The organism is Cyanobium sp. WKJ7-Wakatipu (genome assembly GCF_024345355.1).
Classification (GTDB): Bacteria; Cyanobacteriota; Cyanobacteriia; order PCC-6307; family Cyanobiaceae; genus Cyanobium_A; species Cyanobium_A usitatum.
On record NZ_JAGQAY010000002.1, the window covers coordinates 180,284 to 198,816 of the forward strand.

The 18,533-nt window shown below is 63.4% G+C and carries 20 protein-coding genes; 14 read left to right on the forward strand and 6 right to left on the reverse strand.

Annotated elements, in window-relative coordinates; translation table 11 throughout:
• Positions 1-2 precede the first annotated feature (2 nt).
• From KBY83_RS02095 to KBY83_RS02120, 6 genes are all read left to right on the forward strand, one after another.
• Positions 3-1,187, forward strand: coding sequence for a quinone-dependent dihydroorotate dehydrogenase (locus KBY83_RS02095; protein ID WP_255018077.1), 1,185 nt, complete (start codon positions 3-5; stop codon positions 1,185-1,187).
• A 103-nt stretch (positions 1,188-1,290) separates the two neighbouring features.
• Positions 1,291-2,106 carry a type IV pilus biogenesis protein PilM gene (gene pilM, locus KBY83_RS02100; RefSeq protein WP_255018078.1) on the forward strand — a complete coding sequence of 272 codons (816 nt, stop codon included), beginning with the start codon at positions 1,291-1,293 and terminating at the stop codon, positions 2,104-2,106.
• Positions 2,103-2,819: a PilN domain-containing protein gene (locus KBY83_RS02105; protein ID WP_255018079.1), complete on the forward strand. Its 717-nt coding sequence runs from the start codon at positions 2,103-2,105 to the stop codon at positions 2,817-2,819. The genes pilM and KBY83_RS02105 overlap by 4 nt, the downstream gene beginning before the upstream one ends.
• Positions 2,819-3,538, forward strand: coding sequence for a hypothetical protein (locus tag KBY83_RS02110; protein WP_255018080.1), 720 nt, complete (start codon positions 2,819-2,821; stop codon positions 3,536-3,538). Before KBY83_RS02105 ends, KBY83_RS02110 begins: the two co-directional genes overlap by 1 nt.
• 121 nt (positions 3,539-3,659) lie before the next feature.
• Entirely contained in the window at positions 3,660-5,888 is a 2,229-nt protein-coding gene (locus tag KBY83_RS02115) for a type II secretion system protein GspD (RefSeq protein ID WP_255018081.1), read from the forward strand.
• Positions 5,889-5,976: 88 nt separating this feature from the next.
• A complete protein-coding gene (locus KBY83_RS02120) occupies positions 5,977-6,708 on the forward strand; it encodes a DUF4115 domain-containing protein (protein ID WP_255018082.1) in 732 nt (243 codons plus the stop codon).
• Positions 6,709-6,723: 15 nt separating this feature from the next.
• Here KBY83_RS02120 and KBY83_RS02125 read toward each other — a convergent pair whose 3' ends face one another.
• From KBY83_RS02125 to KBY83_RS02140, 4 genes are read right to left on the reverse strand one after another with little or no spacing between them, the layout of a single operon-like run.
• Complete coding sequence (locus KBY83_RS02125) at positions 6,724-7,518, reverse strand: pentapeptide repeat-containing protein (protein ID WP_255018083.1); 795 nt, start codon at positions 7,516-7,518, stop codon at positions 6,724-6,726.
• 59 nt (positions 7,519-7,577) lie between these two features.
• Entirely contained in the window at positions 7,578-9,389 is a 1,812-nt protein-coding gene (locus KBY83_RS02130; RefSeq protein WP_255018084.1) for a DUF3488 and DUF4129 domain-containing transglutaminase family protein, read from the reverse strand.
• A complete protein-coding gene (locus tag KBY83_RS02135) occupies positions 9,386-10,324 on the reverse strand; it encodes a hypothetical protein (protein WP_255018085.1) in 939 nt (312 codons plus the stop codon). Before KBY83_RS02135 ends, KBY83_RS02130 begins: the two co-directional genes overlap by 4 nt.
• Positions 10,311-11,195: a MoxR family ATPase gene (locus tag KBY83_RS02140; protein WP_255018086.1), complete on the reverse strand. Its 885-nt coding sequence runs from the start codon at positions 11,193-11,195 to the stop codon at positions 10,311-10,313. The genes KBY83_RS02135 and KBY83_RS02140 overlap by 14 nt, the downstream gene beginning before the upstream one ends.
• 59 nt (positions 11,196-11,254) lie before the next feature.
• Here KBY83_RS02140 and KBY83_RS02145 point away from each other — a divergent pair, with 59 nt between their 5' ends.
• From KBY83_RS02145 to KBY83_RS02155, 3 genes are read left to right on the forward strand one after another with little or no spacing between them, the layout of a single operon-like run.
• Complete coding sequence (locus KBY83_RS02145) at positions 11,255-12,352, forward strand: histidinol-phosphate transaminase (RefSeq protein WP_255018087.1); 1,098 nt, start codon at positions 11,255-11,257, stop codon at positions 12,350-12,352.
• 25 nt (positions 12,353-12,377) lie between these two features.
• Positions 12,378-12,641 (forward strand): FitA-like ribbon-helix-helix domain-containing protein, encoded by a 264-nt coding sequence (locus tag KBY83_RS02150; protein WP_255018088.1) that lies wholly within the window; start codon positions 12,378-12,380, stop codon positions 12,639-12,641.
• Entirely contained in the window at positions 12,638-13,057 is a 420-nt protein-coding gene (locus KBY83_RS02155) for a type II toxin-antitoxin system VapC family toxin (RefSeq protein ID WP_255018089.1), read from the forward strand. Before KBY83_RS02150 ends, KBY83_RS02155 begins: the two co-directional genes overlap by 4 nt.
• Here the strand turns inward: KBY83_RS02155 and KBY83_RS02160 are convergent.
• A complete protein-coding gene (locus KBY83_RS02160) occupies positions 13,038-14,114 on the reverse strand; it encodes a glycosyltransferase (RefSeq protein ID WP_255018090.1) in 1,077 nt (358 codons plus the stop codon). The genes KBY83_RS02155 and KBY83_RS02160 overlap by 20 nt on opposite strands.
• Before the next feature lie 50 nt (positions 14,115-14,164).
• Between KBY83_RS02160 and KBY83_RS02165 the strand changes: the two genes are divergently transcribed.
• Positions 14,165-14,935, forward strand: a complete 771-nt coding sequence (locus KBY83_RS02165; RefSeq protein ID WP_255018091.1) for a hypothetical protein — start codon at positions 14,165-14,167, stop codon at positions 14,933-14,935.
• On the opposite strand, the gene KBY83_RS02170 is transcribed toward KBY83_RS02165, so the two are convergent.
• Positions 14,932-15,225: an EF-hand domain-containing protein gene (locus tag KBY83_RS02170; protein ID WP_254960775.1), complete on the reverse strand. Its 294-nt coding sequence runs from the start codon at positions 15,223-15,225 to the stop codon at positions 14,932-14,934. The genes KBY83_RS02165 and KBY83_RS02170 overlap by 4 nt on opposite strands.
• Positions 15,226-15,325: 100 nt before the next feature.
• On the opposite strand from KBY83_RS02170, the gene KBY83_RS02175 reads away from it, so the two are divergent.
• The 4 genes from KBY83_RS02175 (at position 15,326) to KBY83_RS02190 (ending at position 18,340) form a co-directional block, all read left to right on the forward strand.
• A complete protein-coding gene (locus KBY83_RS02175) occupies positions 15,326-16,051 on the forward strand; it encodes a response regulator (protein ID WP_254942233.1) in 726 nt (241 codons plus the stop codon).
• The gene (locus KBY83_RS02180) at positions 16,029-17,357 is read left to right on the forward strand and encodes an ATP-binding protein (RefSeq protein ID WP_255018092.1); all 1,329 of its coding nucleotides are present in this window, start codon (positions 16,029-16,031) and stop codon (positions 17,355-17,357) included. The genes KBY83_RS02175 and KBY83_RS02180 overlap by 23 nt, the downstream gene beginning before the upstream one ends.
• A 135-nt stretch (positions 17,358-17,492) precedes the next feature.
• The gene (locus tag KBY83_RS02185) at positions 17,493-17,879 is read left to right on the forward strand and encodes a hypothetical protein (RefSeq protein WP_255018093.1); all 387 of its coding nucleotides are present in this window, start codon (positions 17,493-17,495) and stop codon (positions 17,877-17,879) included.
• Positions 17,880-17,959: 80 nt separating this feature from the next.
• A complete protein-coding gene (locus KBY83_RS02190; RefSeq protein ID WP_255018094.1) occupies positions 17,960-18,340 on the forward strand; it encodes a glycine zipper 2TM domain-containing protein in 381 nt (126 codons plus the stop codon).
• Positions 18,341-18,533 lie beyond the last annotated feature (193 nt).

An 18,533-nucleotide genomic window follows, 5' to 3' on the forward strand; every position in this document is an offset into this window, starting at 1 on the left:
TGATGGTGGATTCAGGCTCATCGAGCAGGGCTGGCAGTAGCACCGATGCTTTATATGGGCGGCTGGTGGGTCCGCTGCTGGGCCGTGATGACGGCGCTGACGCCGAGCAGCTCAGCCAGCTCACCCTCACGGCCCTGGCCCAGGCGTCTTTGCGGCGCCAGTGGCCCTTGGTGAGTGGTGCCCTGGCAGGCCTGGGCGCTGAGCTGCAGCGCCCCGATCCACGGCTGGAGCAAACCCTGTTTGGCTGCCGCTTCTCTAACCCGGTGGGCCTGGCGGCTGGATTTGACAAAAACGGTGTAGCAGCAGGGATCTGGCATTTGTTTGGTTTTGGCTTTGCCGAGCTGGGCACGGTCACCTGGCACGGCCAGCCGGGTAATCCCAAGCCGCGGCTGTTTCGTTTGGCTGCCGAGCGGGCGGCGCTCAACCGTATGGGCTTCAACAACGGTGGCGCCCAGGTGTTGCGCCGCACCCTGGAGCGTCAGCAGCTGCCGGCACCGGGCCAGCGCCCGGCGGTGCTGGGCATCAACCTAGGCAAATCCAAGATCACCTCCCTGGAGCTGGCCCCCGACGACTACGCCTCCTCCCTGGAGCTACTCGCCCCCCTGGCCGACTATGCGGTGATCAATGTGAGCTCGCCCAACACGCCGGGCCTGCGGGAGCTGCAGGAGGAAACCCTGTTGCGGCGCCTGGTGGAGCGGCTGCGGCGCTTGCCGGCCTGCCCGCCCCTGCTGGTGAAGATCGCACCGGATCTGGAGGACGACGCCATTGATGCCATCGCCCGCATGGCCTATGAGGAGGGGCTGGCCGGCGTAATCGCCGTGAACACCAGCCTGCATCGCCTTGGCCTGGAGCAGCGGCGCCTGGTGCAGACGGGCCGCACATTGGCCGAGGAGGCCGGCGGTCTCAGCGGAGTGCCCCTCCGGGGCAGGGCCCTTGAGGTGCTGCGTCGGCTGCGGGCCACGGCGGGTCCAGCCTTGCCCCTGATTGGCGTCGGCGGGATCGATTCCGCCGAGAGCGCCTGGGAGCGGATCACCGCGGGGGCCTCGCTGGTGCAGCTTTATACCGGCTGGATCTACGGCGGGCCAGCGCTGGTGCCGCAGATTTTGGAAGGTCTGGCATCCCAGCTGGATCGTCATGGCCTGAGCCATATCAGCGCAGCCGTGGGCACCGGTCTGGCCTGGCGCTGAATGTTCGGTAGGTTGCTATAGCGAATGGGTTTGCACCTTGGTACTGGCGGGACTCCAAAACACTTGGCAGCCCCTCCGTGCCCAGCTATTTCCCAAACTGGTGATGGTGGATTTGTCCGAGCACTTGGTGCTTGCCCAGTCCGTTAAGCGGGGCCAGCCAGTTGAGCCAGCCTGGTCGGCGCCGATACCGGCGCGCACCTGCCGTAATGGGGTGCCCCAGCTAGCGGATGCCGTGGGCGACTTCATCGGTGATCTGCTACTCGAGCACGGTGGGATTGATTCCCAGCTGGTGGTGTCCCTGCCTCGCCAGGCGGCCCATTGGCGGGTGGTCGAATGGGCTAGCGCGCAGCATCCCGTGGATTCGATCGATGAGCTACGCGATCTGAACCCGGATCTGCGGCTGCCGTTTGCGTTGGATGACGCTTACGTCGATGTGCAGCCCCTACCTGGAAATAGGTCCAGCTCCCTGGTGGTGGCCGCAGCTCGCTCGGTGGTGGAGGCCTGGGTGGAGGTGTTTGCGATAGCTGGCGGCACCCTGCAACATCTGCTGCCGGCTCAGGTGTGCTTAATGGGAGCGCTCAGCGATGAACTAACAGCTACACCTGCCTCCACCCTGGTAGCCCTGTTGCAGCCGCTTGATGAGCAGACCGTCCTAACCCTCTGGCGCCAAGGCGTGCCTGAATTTGAGCGGCTGCTGCCTGGGGCTATGCCGGAGTTGTTACCGGCCCTGCAGCAGGGCCTGGATTTTTATCGCAGCAACCATGCATCCAAAGCACCTGTGAGGCTGCTGCTCGCCGAATCAATGCCGGATCTGGAAGGCTTGGAACAGGCCCTAGGACTGGAGGCCGAGCTGCTCGAGCGTGACGGCTTTGGATCCCTTGTGCTGCAAGGACTTGCCGGCCTGGAGTTGGCCCAATGAGCTCCCCATCGATGGCCTCCCAGTTTGATCTGCTGCGTGAAAAACGCCAGGAGCTGAATCTGCCCGAGCCAGCTGAGGCCTCCATCCAGGGGCGCCGCTGGCTTGTCCAGGGTGTGGTGATTGGTGCGGCCCTGGTTGGCGTTTCCCTTGGCGTGGCGGTATTGGTGTTTTTGAGAGCCTTGATGGTGAGCTCGGCGATCGAGGGCCTAGGCACCGTGGAAGCGGAGGTGCAGTTGTTTGAAACCCAGCTGAACGCCAGCAGAACCAAGCTAAATGGGGTGACAAAGGCCAATCAGGATTTGGTTAAGGGCCTGCTGTCAGTGCGATCCGGTTCAGCGGTGCTGCGTGATCTGCAAATGAGGGTGCCTGAGGGAGTCCAGCTCACCAGTGCTGCTGAAGAAGGCACTGGCTATCGCCTCAAGGGGCTGTCGCGTGATCCCCAGGCTTTTGCCCGTATCAATGCCCTGCAGCTGCAGCTGCAGCGTTCGCCCTTGCTTGATCCCAATGCGATCACTTTGGTGAAGGCCTCCCGCGAAGCGGGTGCAGCCAGCACACCTCAGGCTCAAGCAGTAGTAGCACCGGTCAATTTTGACATCAAGGTAAACTTCCGCCCACCGATTAGTCCGTTAGCGGAAAAACAAATCCTCACCCAGCTGGGCTCCGAGGGTTTGGTGCGACGCCTCGATCTGCTCCAAAAGGAGGGCCTGCTCTGATGACTAATCTTCAGGATGTTGCTAGCCCTAATGCCACCAAGTTGCAGCAGCGCTTGCTGTTGGGTGTGCCTATTGGTATTGGTGCTGTCGTTACTGCTTTGATTATTGGCTTTGGGGTAGTACCTCAGTGGTTGCGCCTCCAAGCCGATAGTGAACGCTTGGCCCAGCTGGAGGAACTCAAGACCCGCATCCCCCTGCTGAGATCCCAGATTGCCAAAACCGCCGAGGCCCAGAGCGCGGCGGAGCGTAAACAGCTCCAGGTGCTGCAATTAATTCAGGGTAGTGGCGAATTTGCTACCTTCCTTGCCCAGCTTGACGCGGAAGCTGCGCGCCACGGAGTTCAGCTTGATCTCTATGAGCCAGTGGCGGCGCCAGCACCTGTGCCCGCTGCAGAAGCGAAGAAGGGTGAACAGGCTCCGCCTCCGCCAGTTTCTCCTATGGAAGCGGCTGGGCTGAAGGAGCAGAAGGTGTTGCTCACCGCTCGTGGTAGTTACCCAAGCCTGCTGGCATTTATGAGAGCCGCTGAAAAGCTGAGTGTGCTTGTGACCCAGAGCAATTTGTCTTTGGCTGTGGTAGATCCAGCTAAAGCTGGGGCTCCAGCTTCCCAAGCAGCTGTTTTCGTCCCGCCGGCTGCAGCAAAGACTGAGCTGAAGTTAATGCTTGCTTATTATAAATCTGCTGGTGCCGGAGCGCCTGCATCAGTGGCGGCCAAGAACTAGCCAAGCCTTCAATGAATTGGCTACAGCGACTGGCTATCTGGAGGTATTTTAAGTAAGATCCGTCTATTAATAGAGTTTGACTTTGGGCAGGAATTTCTGGCACCGCATCGCGACGGCCGCGGTGGCTTCAGCACTTCCCGGCTACGCCCTTCTGGAAGTAGTCGCTCAGGCAGCTCCTCGTCAACCGGCCACTGCTCAGGCGCCTGCACCCGTTGCCACCGGTTCGATGCAGCTCCAGGTGCGTCGCTTGGGTAATTCGGTTGAGCTGGTAGTTGAGGGTGCTGGTCCAGGTCCCCAGTTGCAGCAATCGTCTCGGGGCAGCGGCTGGCAGGGTCAGCTGCTCACCGCTACTCCTACGGGCCTGCGTTTTGGCCCGCAGCGCATTTCCTTGCCTGAATTGGGAATTCAGTCGGTGAGCTTGGATGGTTCTGGCAGCAGCTACAGCCTGTCGGTGACCCCAATGCCCGGGGTTCCATTGGCTCGCCCGGTAGTGAGCGCGGACGGACTAAACCTGATCCTTGCTTTCCCAACGGCACCTCAAGCTTCCCTGCAGACCAACCGCCTTGATCTGAGCCAGCCCGGCGCGGTCCCATTGCCTACCTATGCGCCACCGCTTCAGGCCAGAGCAGTAGCGCCACCGTTGGGTGATATGGCTGTGGGCACGATGACCCTCCGCAACCCTGGTTATGTGAATGTCAGTGGGCCTTCGGTCACAATGACACTCAAGAATGCGCCGGCCAAGGATGCCTTGATGGCGCTGGCCCAAATGGGGGGCTACGGGTTTGTGTTTGTTGAAGACTCCGCAACGTCAGGCACATCTAGTGCATTACCCGCACAGCCTCGAACTGTCTCTATCTCGTTTCGAGGTGAAAGTTATTCCAGGGCCCTCAATTCTACCTTGCTCGCTGCTGGACTCCAGGGTAAAAAAGAAGGCAACATGATATTTGCTGGCTCAAATGTTCTTTCTAAGACCTTTGGTCCTCAGCTTTCGAAGGTATATCGCCTCAATCAGGTTAGCGCTGGATCTGCCGCTGATTACCTTGCAAATCTTGGTGCATCGGTCACCAAGACAAACACAATTACTACATCTGTGACCCAAGGCGGTGATCAAAATCAGCCCAGTGGCTCCCCAAATTCAGCCACTACACAGTCCAGTTCTCAAACGACTGTTGAGGCATATGGTTCTTTGACCGGACCGTTAGTTGGCCTGAGAGCCACAACTGATTCTAGGCTTGGTACGGTCACGTTGATTGGTGACTCTGCCGTAATGATTATTGCAGAGCAATATTTAAGGCAACTTGACTTGAGGCAACGACAGGTTGCATTATCTGTTAAAATTTTAGATGTTACACTAGATAATGATTCCGAGATTGCGAATAGTTTTGCGTTTCGGTCCGGTAATAATTTTATTGTTAACGCTCAGGGAAGGTTGCTTGGCGCTTTTGGTAACAGTCTTCCTCCAACCGCGGCTCAATTTGATCAGATGGCTGGAGGGGCAAATAGCGCAAAGTCAATAACGCAGACGTTAAGATTAGGTGAAACAAATACAGTGGTGCCTCCTTTGACCGCCCAGCCGGTCAACCCTGGAAATGTGTATGATCAAGACACTTTCTTCAATTTTGTTAACGCTACGATTACTTCTCGCAGCACCAAAGTGTTGGCGAGCCCTACCTTGATCCTTAGTGAAAATCAGGATGAGATTAAGGGTGGCGCTGAGGTGTCTGCGGCACTGGCTAGTGCTGGCGCATCGAGTGGTTCCAGTTCCAGTGGAAGTGGATTATCTGGCACAGAAGGAGGCGCTACAATAGGCCGCCCCCGCTCTAATGAGTCCTACGTAACAGTGGGAGAGCAAGTTATTACAAACTATACGGTTACGAATGGCACTCAAGGCAACGGCAACTCTTGTCAGCCATCTTTTGGTATCGCTGGCCTGACTTTCGGGGCGCGAGTCTCTAAGATTGATGATAATGGGTTTGTCACATTTACCTTGTCTCCCCAAATTTCAGCCACTACTCGCCAGCAGCGAGTAGAGGGCTGCGGGCTAATTGATATACTTTCAATTCGTAGGCTGGACACAGGGAGCTCTAGGGTCCGCGATGGCCAAACACTTATTCTCACAGGCGTCATTTCTGATGCTGATTCTCAGCTTGTAAGCAAATGGCCGATCCTTGGCGATATCCCTCTGATTGGGCAATTCTTCCGAAGCACCAACGGAGGCAGGAAGAAGCGCGAGCTGGTTATATTGGTTACCCCTAAAATACTTGACGACAATGATGGAGGTCGTTTTGGATATGGTTATCAGCCCTCCACTGCCCAGTCACGCGAATTCATGGGGGCTTCGGGTTATTAAACACCTAATGTAAATTAATTGCATGATTGCTATGTCTCTTGCAGAATTTTAATAGCCCAAGATAAAGTACGGGCAATGAGGCGTGCTGATGACTGCTGATAATACTACAATCGAAGAGCTTGAGCGTCAGGTGGCTGAAGCCCAGGCCGAGCTTGAGAAATACCAATGCTTGCTAAATGAGTTGCCTGGCATTTACGAAGATAAGTTCCGCCAAAAGGTGCGTAGCGCTGCCGAGGACATACGCCAATTGCTGGATGAGCGCAAGTCCTTGCAGGAGCAAGTCTCGCTAGGCCTCCTGCACCCCCGGGCGCCTGAGGCATTGCCTCCGGCCGCTGCGGTTTCCCTCACGCCGGTCCGCAGAAGTTGGTCGTACCTGCGCTTGCCTCTCTTTCAGTCGCCCTACGCCGCAAACCCATCATTTGGCCTTCCTAATAGGCTCCAGCTGGGTGTGCTATTTGGTGCCGGTGTTGCGCTGGTTTTGATGGTGCTGGGCTTGCCTTATCTGCTGAATCGGCGATCGTTGCCTTTAGGTGGATCCCCTACGGTGCCCTTTAGCCGCGAGCGATCGCCGCTGCCTACGGCGGCCAGCCTTCGCCTGGAGGCCAGGGGGGGACAGAGCTGGGTGCAGGTTGAACGGCTTGGGGGTGGGATTGTGTATGACGCCATCCTGGAATCAGGCCAGAACAAGAATCTGCCCCTGGGTTCGGGGTTGAAAATTCGATCTGGCCGGCCAGATCTTTTGTATGTAGGTGTGGGTATGCTCCCTTTTGTGCGCCTAGGCGCTGTCGACGATCTCGACTGGTTTGAATTTCGCCCTTAGGTCTACGTGGTGGCTTTATAGCCCTAGAGGGATTATTCCTTTCATGGCTAGTGGAGCCAGGAACTGGAAGGCAGACAGGATCCCCCCGAGGGCTTTGCTGCCTGCCCCATTGCCACCTTCGCTGTTCGATTCTTCAGGCTTGCTAAGTTTCTCGGCGGCCTGTTTCAGTTGCTCGGCCTGGGCGACTTCACCCCCCGCGCTGTAGAGGCTGGCGGCATAGTCGAAGTCACTTGCTGCAAGTGCCGTTTTCCCCTGTTCAATGCGACAAATGCCTCTTGCTACCCAGCTGATTGCCGCGTTTGGCTCCTTGCGGATCGCTTCTCCGAAGAATTGTTCGGCTTCCGGATAGCGGCCCTGCTGAGCCGCCTCAGCTCCAGCGTTGTGTAATTCGCTATAGCTCAGTTGTACGGATTCGATGCCTGTGGCACGCTGCCAGTGACTTCGCGACAGGGCGCCTGGATCTAGCAGTGCACCGCTTAGGTCGGCCTGGCGCAGGTCGGTGCCTTCCAGTCGGGCACCGCGTAGATCGGCCCCTCGTAGGGAGGCCCCGGTCAGGCTTGTAAAGGTGAGGTTGGCGCCGCTCAGCTGGGCTCCATCAAGCCGAGCTTGACCCAGATTCGCCCGTTGCAACTGTGCCTGGCGCAAGTCGGCATCGCGCAGATCTGCATGGACAAGATCCGCATCCTGAAGTTTGCAACTCCTGCAGTTTTTACTTTCAAGCAGTCGAATCAGGTCGGCTGAGCCTGCTATTGCAGCAGGGGGTGCAATGCAGGCGTGGCTCGTAGCTAGAAGGCTGCAGGCACCAAGCAAAAATATTTTATTCAGATGAACTGCGCTGTACTGCAAGATTAATCTCACCATTGATACGCTTATAGCGTGCTTTTGATGGCTTTATTAATGGTTCGCAGTGCTGTTCGCCAGGCGGCCCAATGCTGCAACCGCTCTTGCTTGCCCAATGCGGCGTAGCGCAGCAGGTTGTGGCACCTTGCCAACTCCTGGAGGTTTGAAGCGCTGGCTGGCAGCAGTCGACTTGCCCGATTGCAGAGCTGCTCGAAGCTCTCACCTGGCTCCACTGCAACGCCACTCCTCTTCAGGTGTTTCACCACAGCTTGAAGCTCACGGCTTATTTGATTTCGGCTAGCTGGCTGCTGCAGCCACTGCAGCCAGGCCAGCGCCAGAGCCAGCCAGCCAGCCACCGCCCCAAGCACCACGGCGCCCAGCCATTGGCGTTGGTCGCCAAATAGCCGTTGCAGCAATGCTTCCTGCCCGGCTTGATCGAAGCCCAGCCACCAGCGGCTCCAGGCCAGGTCCAGGCCCCACCATTGCCACTGCAGCCACTGCAGCCAGGAGCCAATGGGGTTGGTGCTGCCGCCTGCTTCGCTGGCTTCAGCGCGGCTGGCTGGGGCTGTTGCCCAAGCGCTTGGGTCAATGCGTTGCCAACCCTGGCCCGGCAGCCACACCTCGCTCCAGGCGTGGGCGTCGCTGTGGCGCAGATCGAGGTAGGGCGCTCCGCTGAGCGGCCGCACCCAGGTGCCGCCCAAATAGCCGCTCACCACCCGGGCCGGCACCCCCGCGGCGCGCATCAGGGCCGTGAAGGCGCTGGCGTAGTGGCCGCAGAAGCCTTCTCGCCTTTTAAACAGGAATACATCCAGGCCCCGCTGGGTACCAGGAGTACTGCTGTAGCGGAAATCCTGCTGCGTAAACCATTGCTTGGCAGCGGCCAGCCGTTGCTCGGGCGTTGCCAGATCCCGCCAGCTGGTCCCAAGCGCTTCCAGCTGGGGATTGCTACCGGCGGGTAGCTCCAGATCGGCCGGGCTCGGCTGCCGTTGCTGCCACGGCTGGGGGCTGCCCGTGGCCCTCACCAAATAGGCCTGGCGCTCCCGGCTGGCTTGGAGGGGCTGCAGTTCACCGTTGCGATTCACCCGCAACTGGTTGGGGTTGGCCCGGCCGCTGCCATCCCAGGGCAAGGCGTTCACCGGGCTGGGTTCCACAAGCCACACCTGGCTGCTGGCCTTGCTCTCTGGGTCGCTAGCCGTTCCGGTTGGCGTGGCTAGGCGGTTGCTTGGCAGCTCGCGCTGCTTCCAGCGCTGCCCGTCGAACTGCTCGTGCACGATCACGCGCCAGTAGCGCTCGGCCGGCTCGGGCAGGGTGCCGCTGCTGAAGCTCACCCGCGCTGCCGGGCCCGTGTTGTCGGCGAGGTTTGAGATGCTGCCTGGATCGAGTTCGCTGTTCAAGCCGGTTACGGCGCTGGCGCCAGCACCCCGCAGGTTTGGTGTTTGCCAAATCGGCTCGATTCGCGGCACCAGTAGAAAAAGCACCAGGGCCACCGGCAGGGCCGCCAGCAGCACCGCCAGGCTGCGTCGCATTACAACGCGCCAGCTCAGCCCGCTCCCCACCTCCAGGGCCAGCAGCCCCGCCAGACCCAGAGCTGTGGCCAGCAGCTGCAGCAGGCTGGGCAGCAGCTCCCCTTGCTGGGCACCCTGCACACCGCCGCCTATCAAGGTGAGCAGGCTCACCAGTCGCCGCTCAGGCAGGCTGCGGGCCTCGGCCAGCTTCAGGCCAGTCAGCACCAGCAGCCCCGCCGACAGCCAGCTGAGCGGTGCGCTGAAATCCAGCCCCGCCAAACTCGCCGCCAGGGCCCCTAGCCCCAGGATCTGCAGCCAGCGGGCGCTACCACTCATGGCGCTGTGCCAGGTGCCAGCGCCAGGGCCAGTAGGCAGCGGTCACGGTGTTCGGGGCCCGTGCTTGGGGCCAGTTGGGTGCTGCCCAAGGCCAAGCCGTAGGCCTCACCCGCCTTGCTGCGGCGCCAGATTTCGGCGCTGAGGTGCTCCAGGGCTCGCTCCGGCGGCAGGCCCGGCGCTGGCGTCAGTAGCCCCACCGCAGGGGTGGCATCGGCGAAGGTTTTGGTTTGGCGGCCCCGGCCCTGGGCGAGGGATTTCCAGGCCAGTCGGGCTAGGCCGTCCTCGGGGCGGTGGGGGCGCAGGTCGTCCCAGTCGTCGCTACCTGCGGTGATCTTGCTAGCGGCGGTGGCGGCGGTGTCGCTGCTGGCGGGCCAGGCGGTTTCGGCCACCGGCCCCGGCCGCCGGGCTGGATAGATGGGCTGGGGCCGTGGCGGTTCCCACAGCGTCCAGCACACAAAAAGTCCGAGGGGAGCGGTGGTTTGCAGCCGCAGTCGCCCCGGGGTTTGCAACCCCCGCCGCCCCGGGCGCCAAGGCACCGAGAGCACCGATTCGCCAGCCGCCAGCGGCTGGGGTGTTGTCGCGCTGCCGGCCAGCCCCAGCTGGATTGCATCGCGCTGGCAGCGGCTGCGGCAGAGCAGCGGATAGGCGACCATTTCGCCCGCGAAGCCACCGCTGGGGGCCAGGGCTTCAAGTTCCAGGCCTTGCAGGTTGAACTGGGTGAGGTGCAGGGCCAGCAGCCACAGCCCCAGCATCAAGAAGCTCAGCAGCAGCGGACCATTGCGCTGGGTTTGGATCGCCACGAGCAGCAGCAGGCCGCCGCCCGCCAGCCAGAGCAAGCCGAAGCGGGTCGGCAGGATGTAGAGGCTGCGCAGCCCCAGCCTTAGCCGCTCGCCTCGGTGCGGTTTGATCAGTTGCCGGGCCCTAGCGAAGTCCATCCACCCCCGCCAGCAGCGTTGCGGCATCGCCAGCCAGCCTGTGCTCAGCCACAGCTGGCAGCACCGCCTGCACATCGGCGGGGGTGACGTGGTCCCGCCCCTCAAGCAGCGACCAGGCCCGGGCGGCGGCCACCAGCCCCTGGCAGGCCCGCGGTGACAGCCCGGTGCCGGCTTGGTCTGCTCGCCGGCTGAAAGTGGCCAGGTCGAGTACGTAGTCGAGCAGGGCGCTGGAGCAGTGCTGGGCGGCGGCTCGCCGCTGCAGCTCCAGCAGGCCGGCGCCATCTAGCAGGGGCTCCAGGCTGGCTGGCGGCAGCGCCTGGCCCCTGAGCAGATCAAGCTCGGCCCGTCGATCCGGGTAACCCAGGCTCAGGCGCATCAAGAAGCGATCCAGCTGGGATTCCGGTAGGGGGGCGGTGCCCACCTGGTCGAGACCGTTCTGGGTGGCGATCACCAGGAAGGGCTCGGGCAGCGGGTGACTCACCCCATCGACGCTCACCCGGCCGGCCGCCATCGCCTCCAGCAGGGCGCTCTGGGTGCGGGGGCTGGCCCGGTTGATCTCATCGGCCAGCAGCACCTGGCTGAATAGGGGGCCGGGCTGGAAGTGGAAACGGGCGCTGCCGGCATCAAAGATGTTGATGCCCGTGAGATCGGCTGGCAGGAGGTCGCTGGTGAAGCTCACCCGCTTGAAGTCGAGGCCGAAGGCGCGGGCGAGGGCTTCGGCCAGGGTGGTTTTGCCCATGCCGGGCAGGTCTTCGATCAGCAGATTGCCGCGGGCTAGCAGGCAGGCCAGGGCCAGCCGCACCGCCTGCTCCTTGCCCAGCAGCACCTGGCCAATGGCGCTGATCAGCTGTTGCAGCCTGGGGCTGGACACGGAGCCGGTGCGAAGAACACGATTGTGACGGCGCTGCCATTTAAATTGCCTTGATGCCGATGGGGTCGCTTCAGCGCCATGGCGGCAACCAGGCCGCCACCGCCGCGCGGCTCGGTTGCCGGCCCTCCCAGTTGCTTGATGCCAGCGCCTCTCTGGTCCCTTTTGGACCGCCTTGGTTTGTGCGCCGCTCCTTGATGTGGGCCGGGCTGACCGCGCCGCTACGGGCCTATCCCGACCGCTCCTATGCAGGTTTGCGCCGTGGGCTGGCCCGGCTGCATGGCCTGGAACCCGATTGGCTGTTGCCGGGTAATGGCGCGGCTGAGCTGTTCACCTGGGCGGCCCGGGATGCGGCGGCGGCAGGGCTGAGTGTGTTGGCCCAGCCAGGCTTTGCCGATTATCCGCGGGCCCTGGCCTGCTGGGATGGGGCTTGGCGGCCCCAGCCGCTGCCGATGCAGGTGGATGGGTCTGCGGGGGCTGGTGCCGCTCAGGCCTATCCGGCACCTCCGGCGGGCGAGGTGCTTTGGCTCACCAATCCCCACAACCCCACTGGAGCGCTCTGGACCCGCGCCTCCCTGGAGCCCCTGCTGCAGCGCTTTGCCCTGGTGATCGCCGATGAGGCTTTCCTGTCTCTGGTGCCGGGTGGCGAGGCTCAGAGCCTGATCCCGCTGCTGCCTATGCACCCAAACCTGGTGGTGATCCGCAGCCTCACCAAGCTTTACGCCATAGCGGGCCTGCGCCTTGGCTATGCCCTTGGCCACCCCGAGCGCCTGGCTCAGTGGGCTTCCTGGCGCGATCCCTGGCCGGTGAATGGCCTGGCGGCCGCCGTGGGGGAGCGGCTGCTGGCTGATCCGGCGGCCTACCGGCGCTGGTGCGGCAGGGTGCAGCGCTGGACCGGCCGCGAGGGTGCCTGGCTGCAGCGTCAGCTGGCCCAGCTGCCTGGCATCACGCCCCTGCCTTCAGTCGCCAACTTCCTGCTGATCCGCGCTGAGCATTCGCTAGTGCCGTTGCGCCAAGCCCTGGAGCGGCGTCATCACATCCTGCTGCGCGATTGCCGCTCTTTCGAGGGGCTGGGGGAAAACTGGCTGCGGATTGGCTATCAGAGCCACCGCAACAATCGCCGCATCCTGCGGGCCTTGCGGCAGGAATTAGGGCGCTAGCGTTGCTTGCATTGCATGCACTTCGATGGCGACGCTGACGGTTCGCAACCTTGATGAGGCCACCAAGGCGCAGTTGCGTCTCCAGGCAGCGCGCCACGGTCGCTCGATGGAGGAAGAAGTGCGCACGATTCTGAGAGAGGCCCTGGCTTGGGGAGTCCTCAAGCCTGATGGCCCTGGCCTGGGCCAGCGGGTCCATGCCCATTTCGCCTCGCTGGGTGGCGTTGAGCTTGAGCTCCCCGCCCGTCGCTCCCAGCCCAGGCCGCCGGAGTTTGGGGAGGGGCTGGAGTGATCGTGCTCGACACCAACGTGATCTCCGAGTTGATGCGTCCCCAGCCCCATCCCCAGGTGCTGGCTTGGGTGGATGGATTGGATCCGGCACGAGTGGCGATCACGGCCATGAATGAAGCGGAGATCCTGTATGGCATCGCCCGGCTTCCGGATGGGCGGCGCAAGCAGGGCCTTCAGCAGAACTGGGATGAACTGGTGGCCGAAATCTTTGCAGGCAGGGTTTGGCCTTTCAGCAGTGAAGCGGCCCATTGGTACGCCGATCTGTTGAGCGCCCGTGAACGGTTGGCGCGGCCCATGGCCACGGTGGATGCGGTGATTGCCGCCACTGTCCTGGCCCATGGCGCTCAGCTCGCCACTCGGGATTTGGCTGACTTTGCCGACTTGGGTTTGGATTTGATCAACCCTTGGGCGTGCTGAGCATCGCCGCCACTCGCTGATCGGCATCGCGCACCGCCAGCTCGCCCATGGCTGTGGACATTTGCTTTAAGGGATCACAAGCAGCTGCTGAACCACGCAGGCGCGGGCCCAGCAGACGCCAAAGGCTGCGCTCGAGGGCCGGTTCAGCGGGGCCGTGCTGCCACACGATCACGGCCGCCCCAAGTTCGGCCGCGGCGGCGGCGTTGACGTCCTGGTGGTGGTCGGCGGCGGCGGGGTAGGGCACCAGCACCGCCGGGGTGCCGCACACTGCCAGCTCGCTGAGGGCACCGGCGCCGCTGCGGCTGATCGCTAGGGCGGCGTGCTGCAGCAGGCCGGGGATCTCGTCGCTGAAGGGAAGCTCCACCACCCCGGCTGGCAGGGGCTGGCCTGCCTCGGGGTCGTTGCTGCCGGTGAGGTGCACTACCCGCACGCCAGCGGCCGTGAGCTTGGCAAGCAGGGGGCGCACCATCTGGTTGAGACCCACGGCTCCCTGGCTGCCGCCCATCACCAGTAGCAGGGGCCCGGATCCTTTGGGCGCCCAGTCGGGCAGGGGGGCGGGCTCCAGAAAGGCTTGCCGCACCGGCGTTCCCGTCACCACGGGGCGGCAGCGGGGCAGGCGGGCAGCGGCCTGGGGCAGGCCCACCGCCACCTGGCTGCAGAGCCGGCCCAGCAGGCGGGTCACCTTGCCGGGCACAGCGTTGCTCTCATGCAGCACCACCGGCACGCCGGCCCAGCGGGCCGCCAGGATTGCAGGCGCCGCGATGTAGCCGCCGCTGGTAAAAACCGCTGCGATGCGTTCGCGCCGGATCAACCGCCGCACTGATCGAACCGCTTGCAGCAGTTGCAGCAGGTTGAGCAGCTTGCGCAGGCCCCGGCCTTGCAGCCCCCCGGCCCGCACCGTGTGCAGTGGATAGCGGCTAGGCACCAGCTGGCGTTCCAGTCGGTCTGGCACCCCCAGCCACGACACGTTCCAATCCGCCGGCATGGCATCCGCCACTGCTAGAGCAGGAAATAGGTGGCCACCGGTGCCGCTGGCAGCAATTAGGAGCCTGGGCATGGGTGCTGGGGCTGAAGCATGCCTAACTTAAAAGCGGTTTCCGCCGCCCCATGCCACGTCTCCAGCTACTTGGCCGATTTCTGCCCCGAAGCCTGGCCGGGCTCGCCGTCCTGCTGGTCAGTACGGTGCCCGCTCTTGCTGGTGCCGGGCCCAGTGCGGCTCAGCTCCAGGCCCTGGAAACGGCCCTCAACGGCACCGGCGAGCTCAGGGGCGCCATGGAGGACGGTCCTGGGCTCGACGTAACCCTGGTGGAACTGCGAAGGCGCAGCGTGCTGCGGCAGTTCCCTGATGCCCGCTGGCAGCTCACCACGGGCAAGCCTTTGCGTGATGGGCGCAGCACCGTGCAGCTCCAGGTGACCGGCAGCCGGCAGGAAGGCCCTACTCGCTACCGGCTCGATGCCCAGCAACAGCTGGTGCTCAGCAGCAGTGGCGGTCCTGGGGGCCGCATCAATGGCCAGATAGTGATTCGAGAGCAGACCCTGATGCGCAGCGGTGAGGCCGATCTACCCGTGAGTCTTTTGATCCCGGATGCGGTGCTCACAGGTCAGCGTTATGACGTTGACGCGTTGTTTGACGAGCCCCTGGAGGGGGCGATCGCGGCGGGTGGTTTGGTGGCCCTTACCGGTCAGCAGGTGAACGCTCTGGAGAGCCCAGAGCTCCAGCTGGGAGCATTGGGTGGCGGTGGCCTGTTCAAGTCGGTGCAGGCTCCCTTCACACCGGGATCCCAGACCTGGGCAATTTTGCTGGTCCATCCCAAGGGCATCGTCAGTGCCACCAAGCGGGTGCTGGTGGTGGCCGACAAGACCCAGCTGGATCCTTAACGCAGGTCGCCGGGCACTAGGTAGCCCTTGCCGCCCCGGTCGAGCCGCTCGAAGTGGCGCAGAAGGTAGGCGTTGGTGCGTACTTCATCAAGTTCCAGCCTGCCATCACCGTTGCGATCGAGCTGCCGGAACAATTGCGCTAGCCGCTGTTGGTACACCTCAAACTCATCGGCCGCCCGTGCCGGCAGTTCTGGGCTGACGACAGTGGCCAAAAGCAGCACTCCCGCCAGGCGGCTGGCGATAAGTCGCAGCGGGTGACGAACACCAGGAACCATGGTTGCGGTGGGCATGGCTTAGGTGGGAATGAACTCAGGCTATGCAGCCCTGTGCTGCCCGCTATTGCCAGATTCCGGCCAAGCTGTGACTAAATCTTTCCGGAATGGCACCGCGATGTCCCCTGGTCAAAGCATCTGGGTGGTTGATGACGACCCCGAATTGCGGAGCATGGTGGGCACCTACCTGATCGACCAGGGCTATGACGTGCGCTGCCTGGCAGACGGAGCCCAGCTGATGGCGCGGTTGGCAGGCCAGCGTCCCGATCTGGTGGTGCTGGATCTGATGCTGCCGGGAGACGACGGCCTCACCCTGCTGCGGCGCTTGCGCGACGGCGGCGACGATCTGCCGGTGGTGATGCTCACCGCTAAAGGCGATGCGGTGGATCGGATCATCGGCCTGGAACAGGGCGCCGACGACTATCTGGCCAAGCCGTTCCTCCCGCGGGAGCTCACCGCCCGCATTGAGGCGGTTTTGCGTCGCCGCGTCGCCCTGCCGGCCGGAACGCCCTTGGCCGAAGGGGAGTCCTTGACGATTGGTGAGCAGGTGCTGGATCTGGCGGCCCGCACCCTGGAGCAGGGGGGAAGGATCACGGTGCTCACCTCAGGCGAATTCGCTTTACTGGCGGCCTTTGTGCAGCATCCGCACCGACCTCTTTCGCGTGAGCGGCTGGTCGAGCTGGCGCGGGGGCCGGATTCAGTGACAGACAGCCGCAGCATGGATGTGCAGGTGTCGCGGCTACGCAAGTTGGTGGAGCCGGATCCCGCTCGCCCCCGCTATCTGCAGACGGTGTGGGGCTATGGCTATGTATTCGTGCCCGATGGTCAACCTCGCAGCCGTTAGGACCTCCCTGCGCTACGGCCTGGTGGGACTTGGGGTTGCCCTGCTGAGTACGGCCCAGTTGCAGGCGCTGCTGGCCGAGCGTCTGCAGCGGGCCCGCATTGCCCAGTTGGGGCCCGAGGTGCTGTTTCAGGTGCGCCTAGCGGAGCTGGCCCTCGATCGCTTGCCGCCGGCGACCCTGGCCCGGCTCAGTGGCCTGTCCCTGCGAGTCGGGGCCCTTCCGCCTACATCCACCAACTCTGCGCTGGCCGCGGAGGGACGGCTGCTGCGCCAGCAGCTCTGCCGTGAGCTGCGGCCCTGTCCCACCGTGCTGCCGGCGGCGCTGCCGCACAGGGGTGTGTGGGTGCAACTGCTGGCGCCGCTGGAGCCGGTGTGGCTGCTGGCGCCGATTCCGCCGGCCCGCCGCTGGCCGCCCGATCCCTGGCTGCTGCTGGCGGGTCTGGGGCTGGGCGGCAGCGTGGCGCTGCTGCTGTTTTTCTGGATCGAGGTGCAACGCCCCCTGCATCAGCTGCAGCGGGCCCTGGGCGGGGTAGGCACCGCCGCCCGGCCACCCGCTCTGCCGGAGGAGCGTGGCACCACCACCGTGCGCCAGCTCACCGGCCGCTTCAATGCAATGGTGCGGCGCTTGGGGCGCGTCGAGCAGGAGCGTTCGGTGATGTTGGGTGGCATCGCCCACGACCTCAAAAGCCCGATTACAAGACTGCGCTTTCGGCTCAGCTTGGCCGGCTTGCCGGGAGTGGATCTGCAACAGGCTGAGGCCGATTTGGCGGCCCTGGAGCGGATCACTCAACAGTTTTTGCTGTTCGCTGGCGGTAACGACAACGAGGTGGCCGTGGCGGTGCCGCTTGACCAACTGCTGGCCGAGGTGGCGGCGGGCCTGGATGCCGACACCCTGGCGCTGGAGCTGCAGCCCTTGCTGCGCGTGGTGCAGCCGGTGGCGCTTTCCCGGGCCGTGGCCAATTTGATCGATAACGCCCGCAGTTACGGCGCACCACCGCTGAGGCTGGTACTGCAGTCCGGGCCGCCTGAGGGGGAGGGCTTTCGCATCGTGCTTTGGGATGGGGGCTCCGGCATCCCCGCCGCTAAGTGGGATCAGGCCTTGATGCCCTTCCAGCGGCTCGATGCCGCCCGAGGTGGCAGCGGCCACTGCGGCCTGGGGCTGGCGATTGCCGCTCGGGTGGCGGCCGCCCACGGCGGTGGGCTGGAGCGGCTGGAGAGCGATGGCTCCGGCAATGGCCCTAGCCCCGCCTTTGGATTTCGTTTTGGAATCGCCCTTTGGGGGCGCTCCAAAAGCCAGCTGGGGAGCTGAAACTGCCGGTTACCCCCCGCGTCTGTCGGATTTGGTCACAGGTTTGTGGCAACTCGGTTGCACTTCGCCCGTTGGTTCGCCGCAAAGTTCCGGGGTGACAGCTGAAGGCTGCACCATTTCACCCACCTTCTTCCCATGAAGTCCTTTCCCCTTCCCCGTCTGGCCTTGGTGCTGGGCCTGTTGGGTAGCGGCGCCGTTAGTGCCGGCTCCGCCATGGCCGATCCCCAGTTCCCCGGTCGAGCCTTCGGCCCCTGGAGCCCTAATTCGGACCTCACGCGCGGCTGGGTTCAGGCTCAGCGGGCCTTGGCGGATCAGTCCTATCGCCAGACCCAGTGGCGCCTCGACCAACTGGATCGCTGCCTCAGCAGCGCCCGTGAGCGCTGGGACAACGACCAGTGCCTGCGCCGCGATGAGCAGGCTCGGGAGCGTCAGAGGCGGCGCGATCAGCAGGAATGGCAGCTTCTGATGGGCCGCCAGGGCTTCACCGCCCAGCTGCCCGGGCGGCCCGGCCTGAGCCTCTGACGGCCTTTTCGCTTTTCTTTCTCCGAACCCCATTCCCCGCCACACCACCTCCCGCCACACCACCTACCTCGAGATCAACCATGCGCCTCTCTGCTCTTCCTCTCGTTTTGGCCGGCCTGCTCGGCAGTGCAGCCCTGGCTCCTGAGGCCGCCCAGGCCTATCCCTACGGGGACCAGCGCTACGGCGGTCAGCGCTACGCCTACGACAACTACGGTCCGCCCCGAGGCCGAACCTATGCCCCCCTGCCCGTGAGTTCCTATGACTACCCCATCGCCTCTGAGCCTGAGCTCTATAGCCCTCCTCCCGTGAATCGCTGCAATAGGGGCACCGTGCTGACCGGGGCTGCCATTGGTGGCGGATTGGGAGCGATGTTGGCCAGCAACTCCCGCAATCGCCTCTGGAGCCTGCCAATGGGGGCCGCGATGGGCGGCATCTTGGGTGGTGTGATCTCCGGTTGCTGAAGCCGGCTTCAGCCGGCGCTGCGGTTGTGCACAGTCAGATCCGGTCACAACTTTCGGCTGTGTTAGGGAATCTCTGGACAAACGGGGTTTGAGCCGGAGGCAGTGAGCAGAAAAGAGTGCCTTTGACCGTAAATTGCCTCTGAGGCCCTTTTCAGAGGACTTTTGATCTCCTGTTCAGCCACTTTGGGCTGGT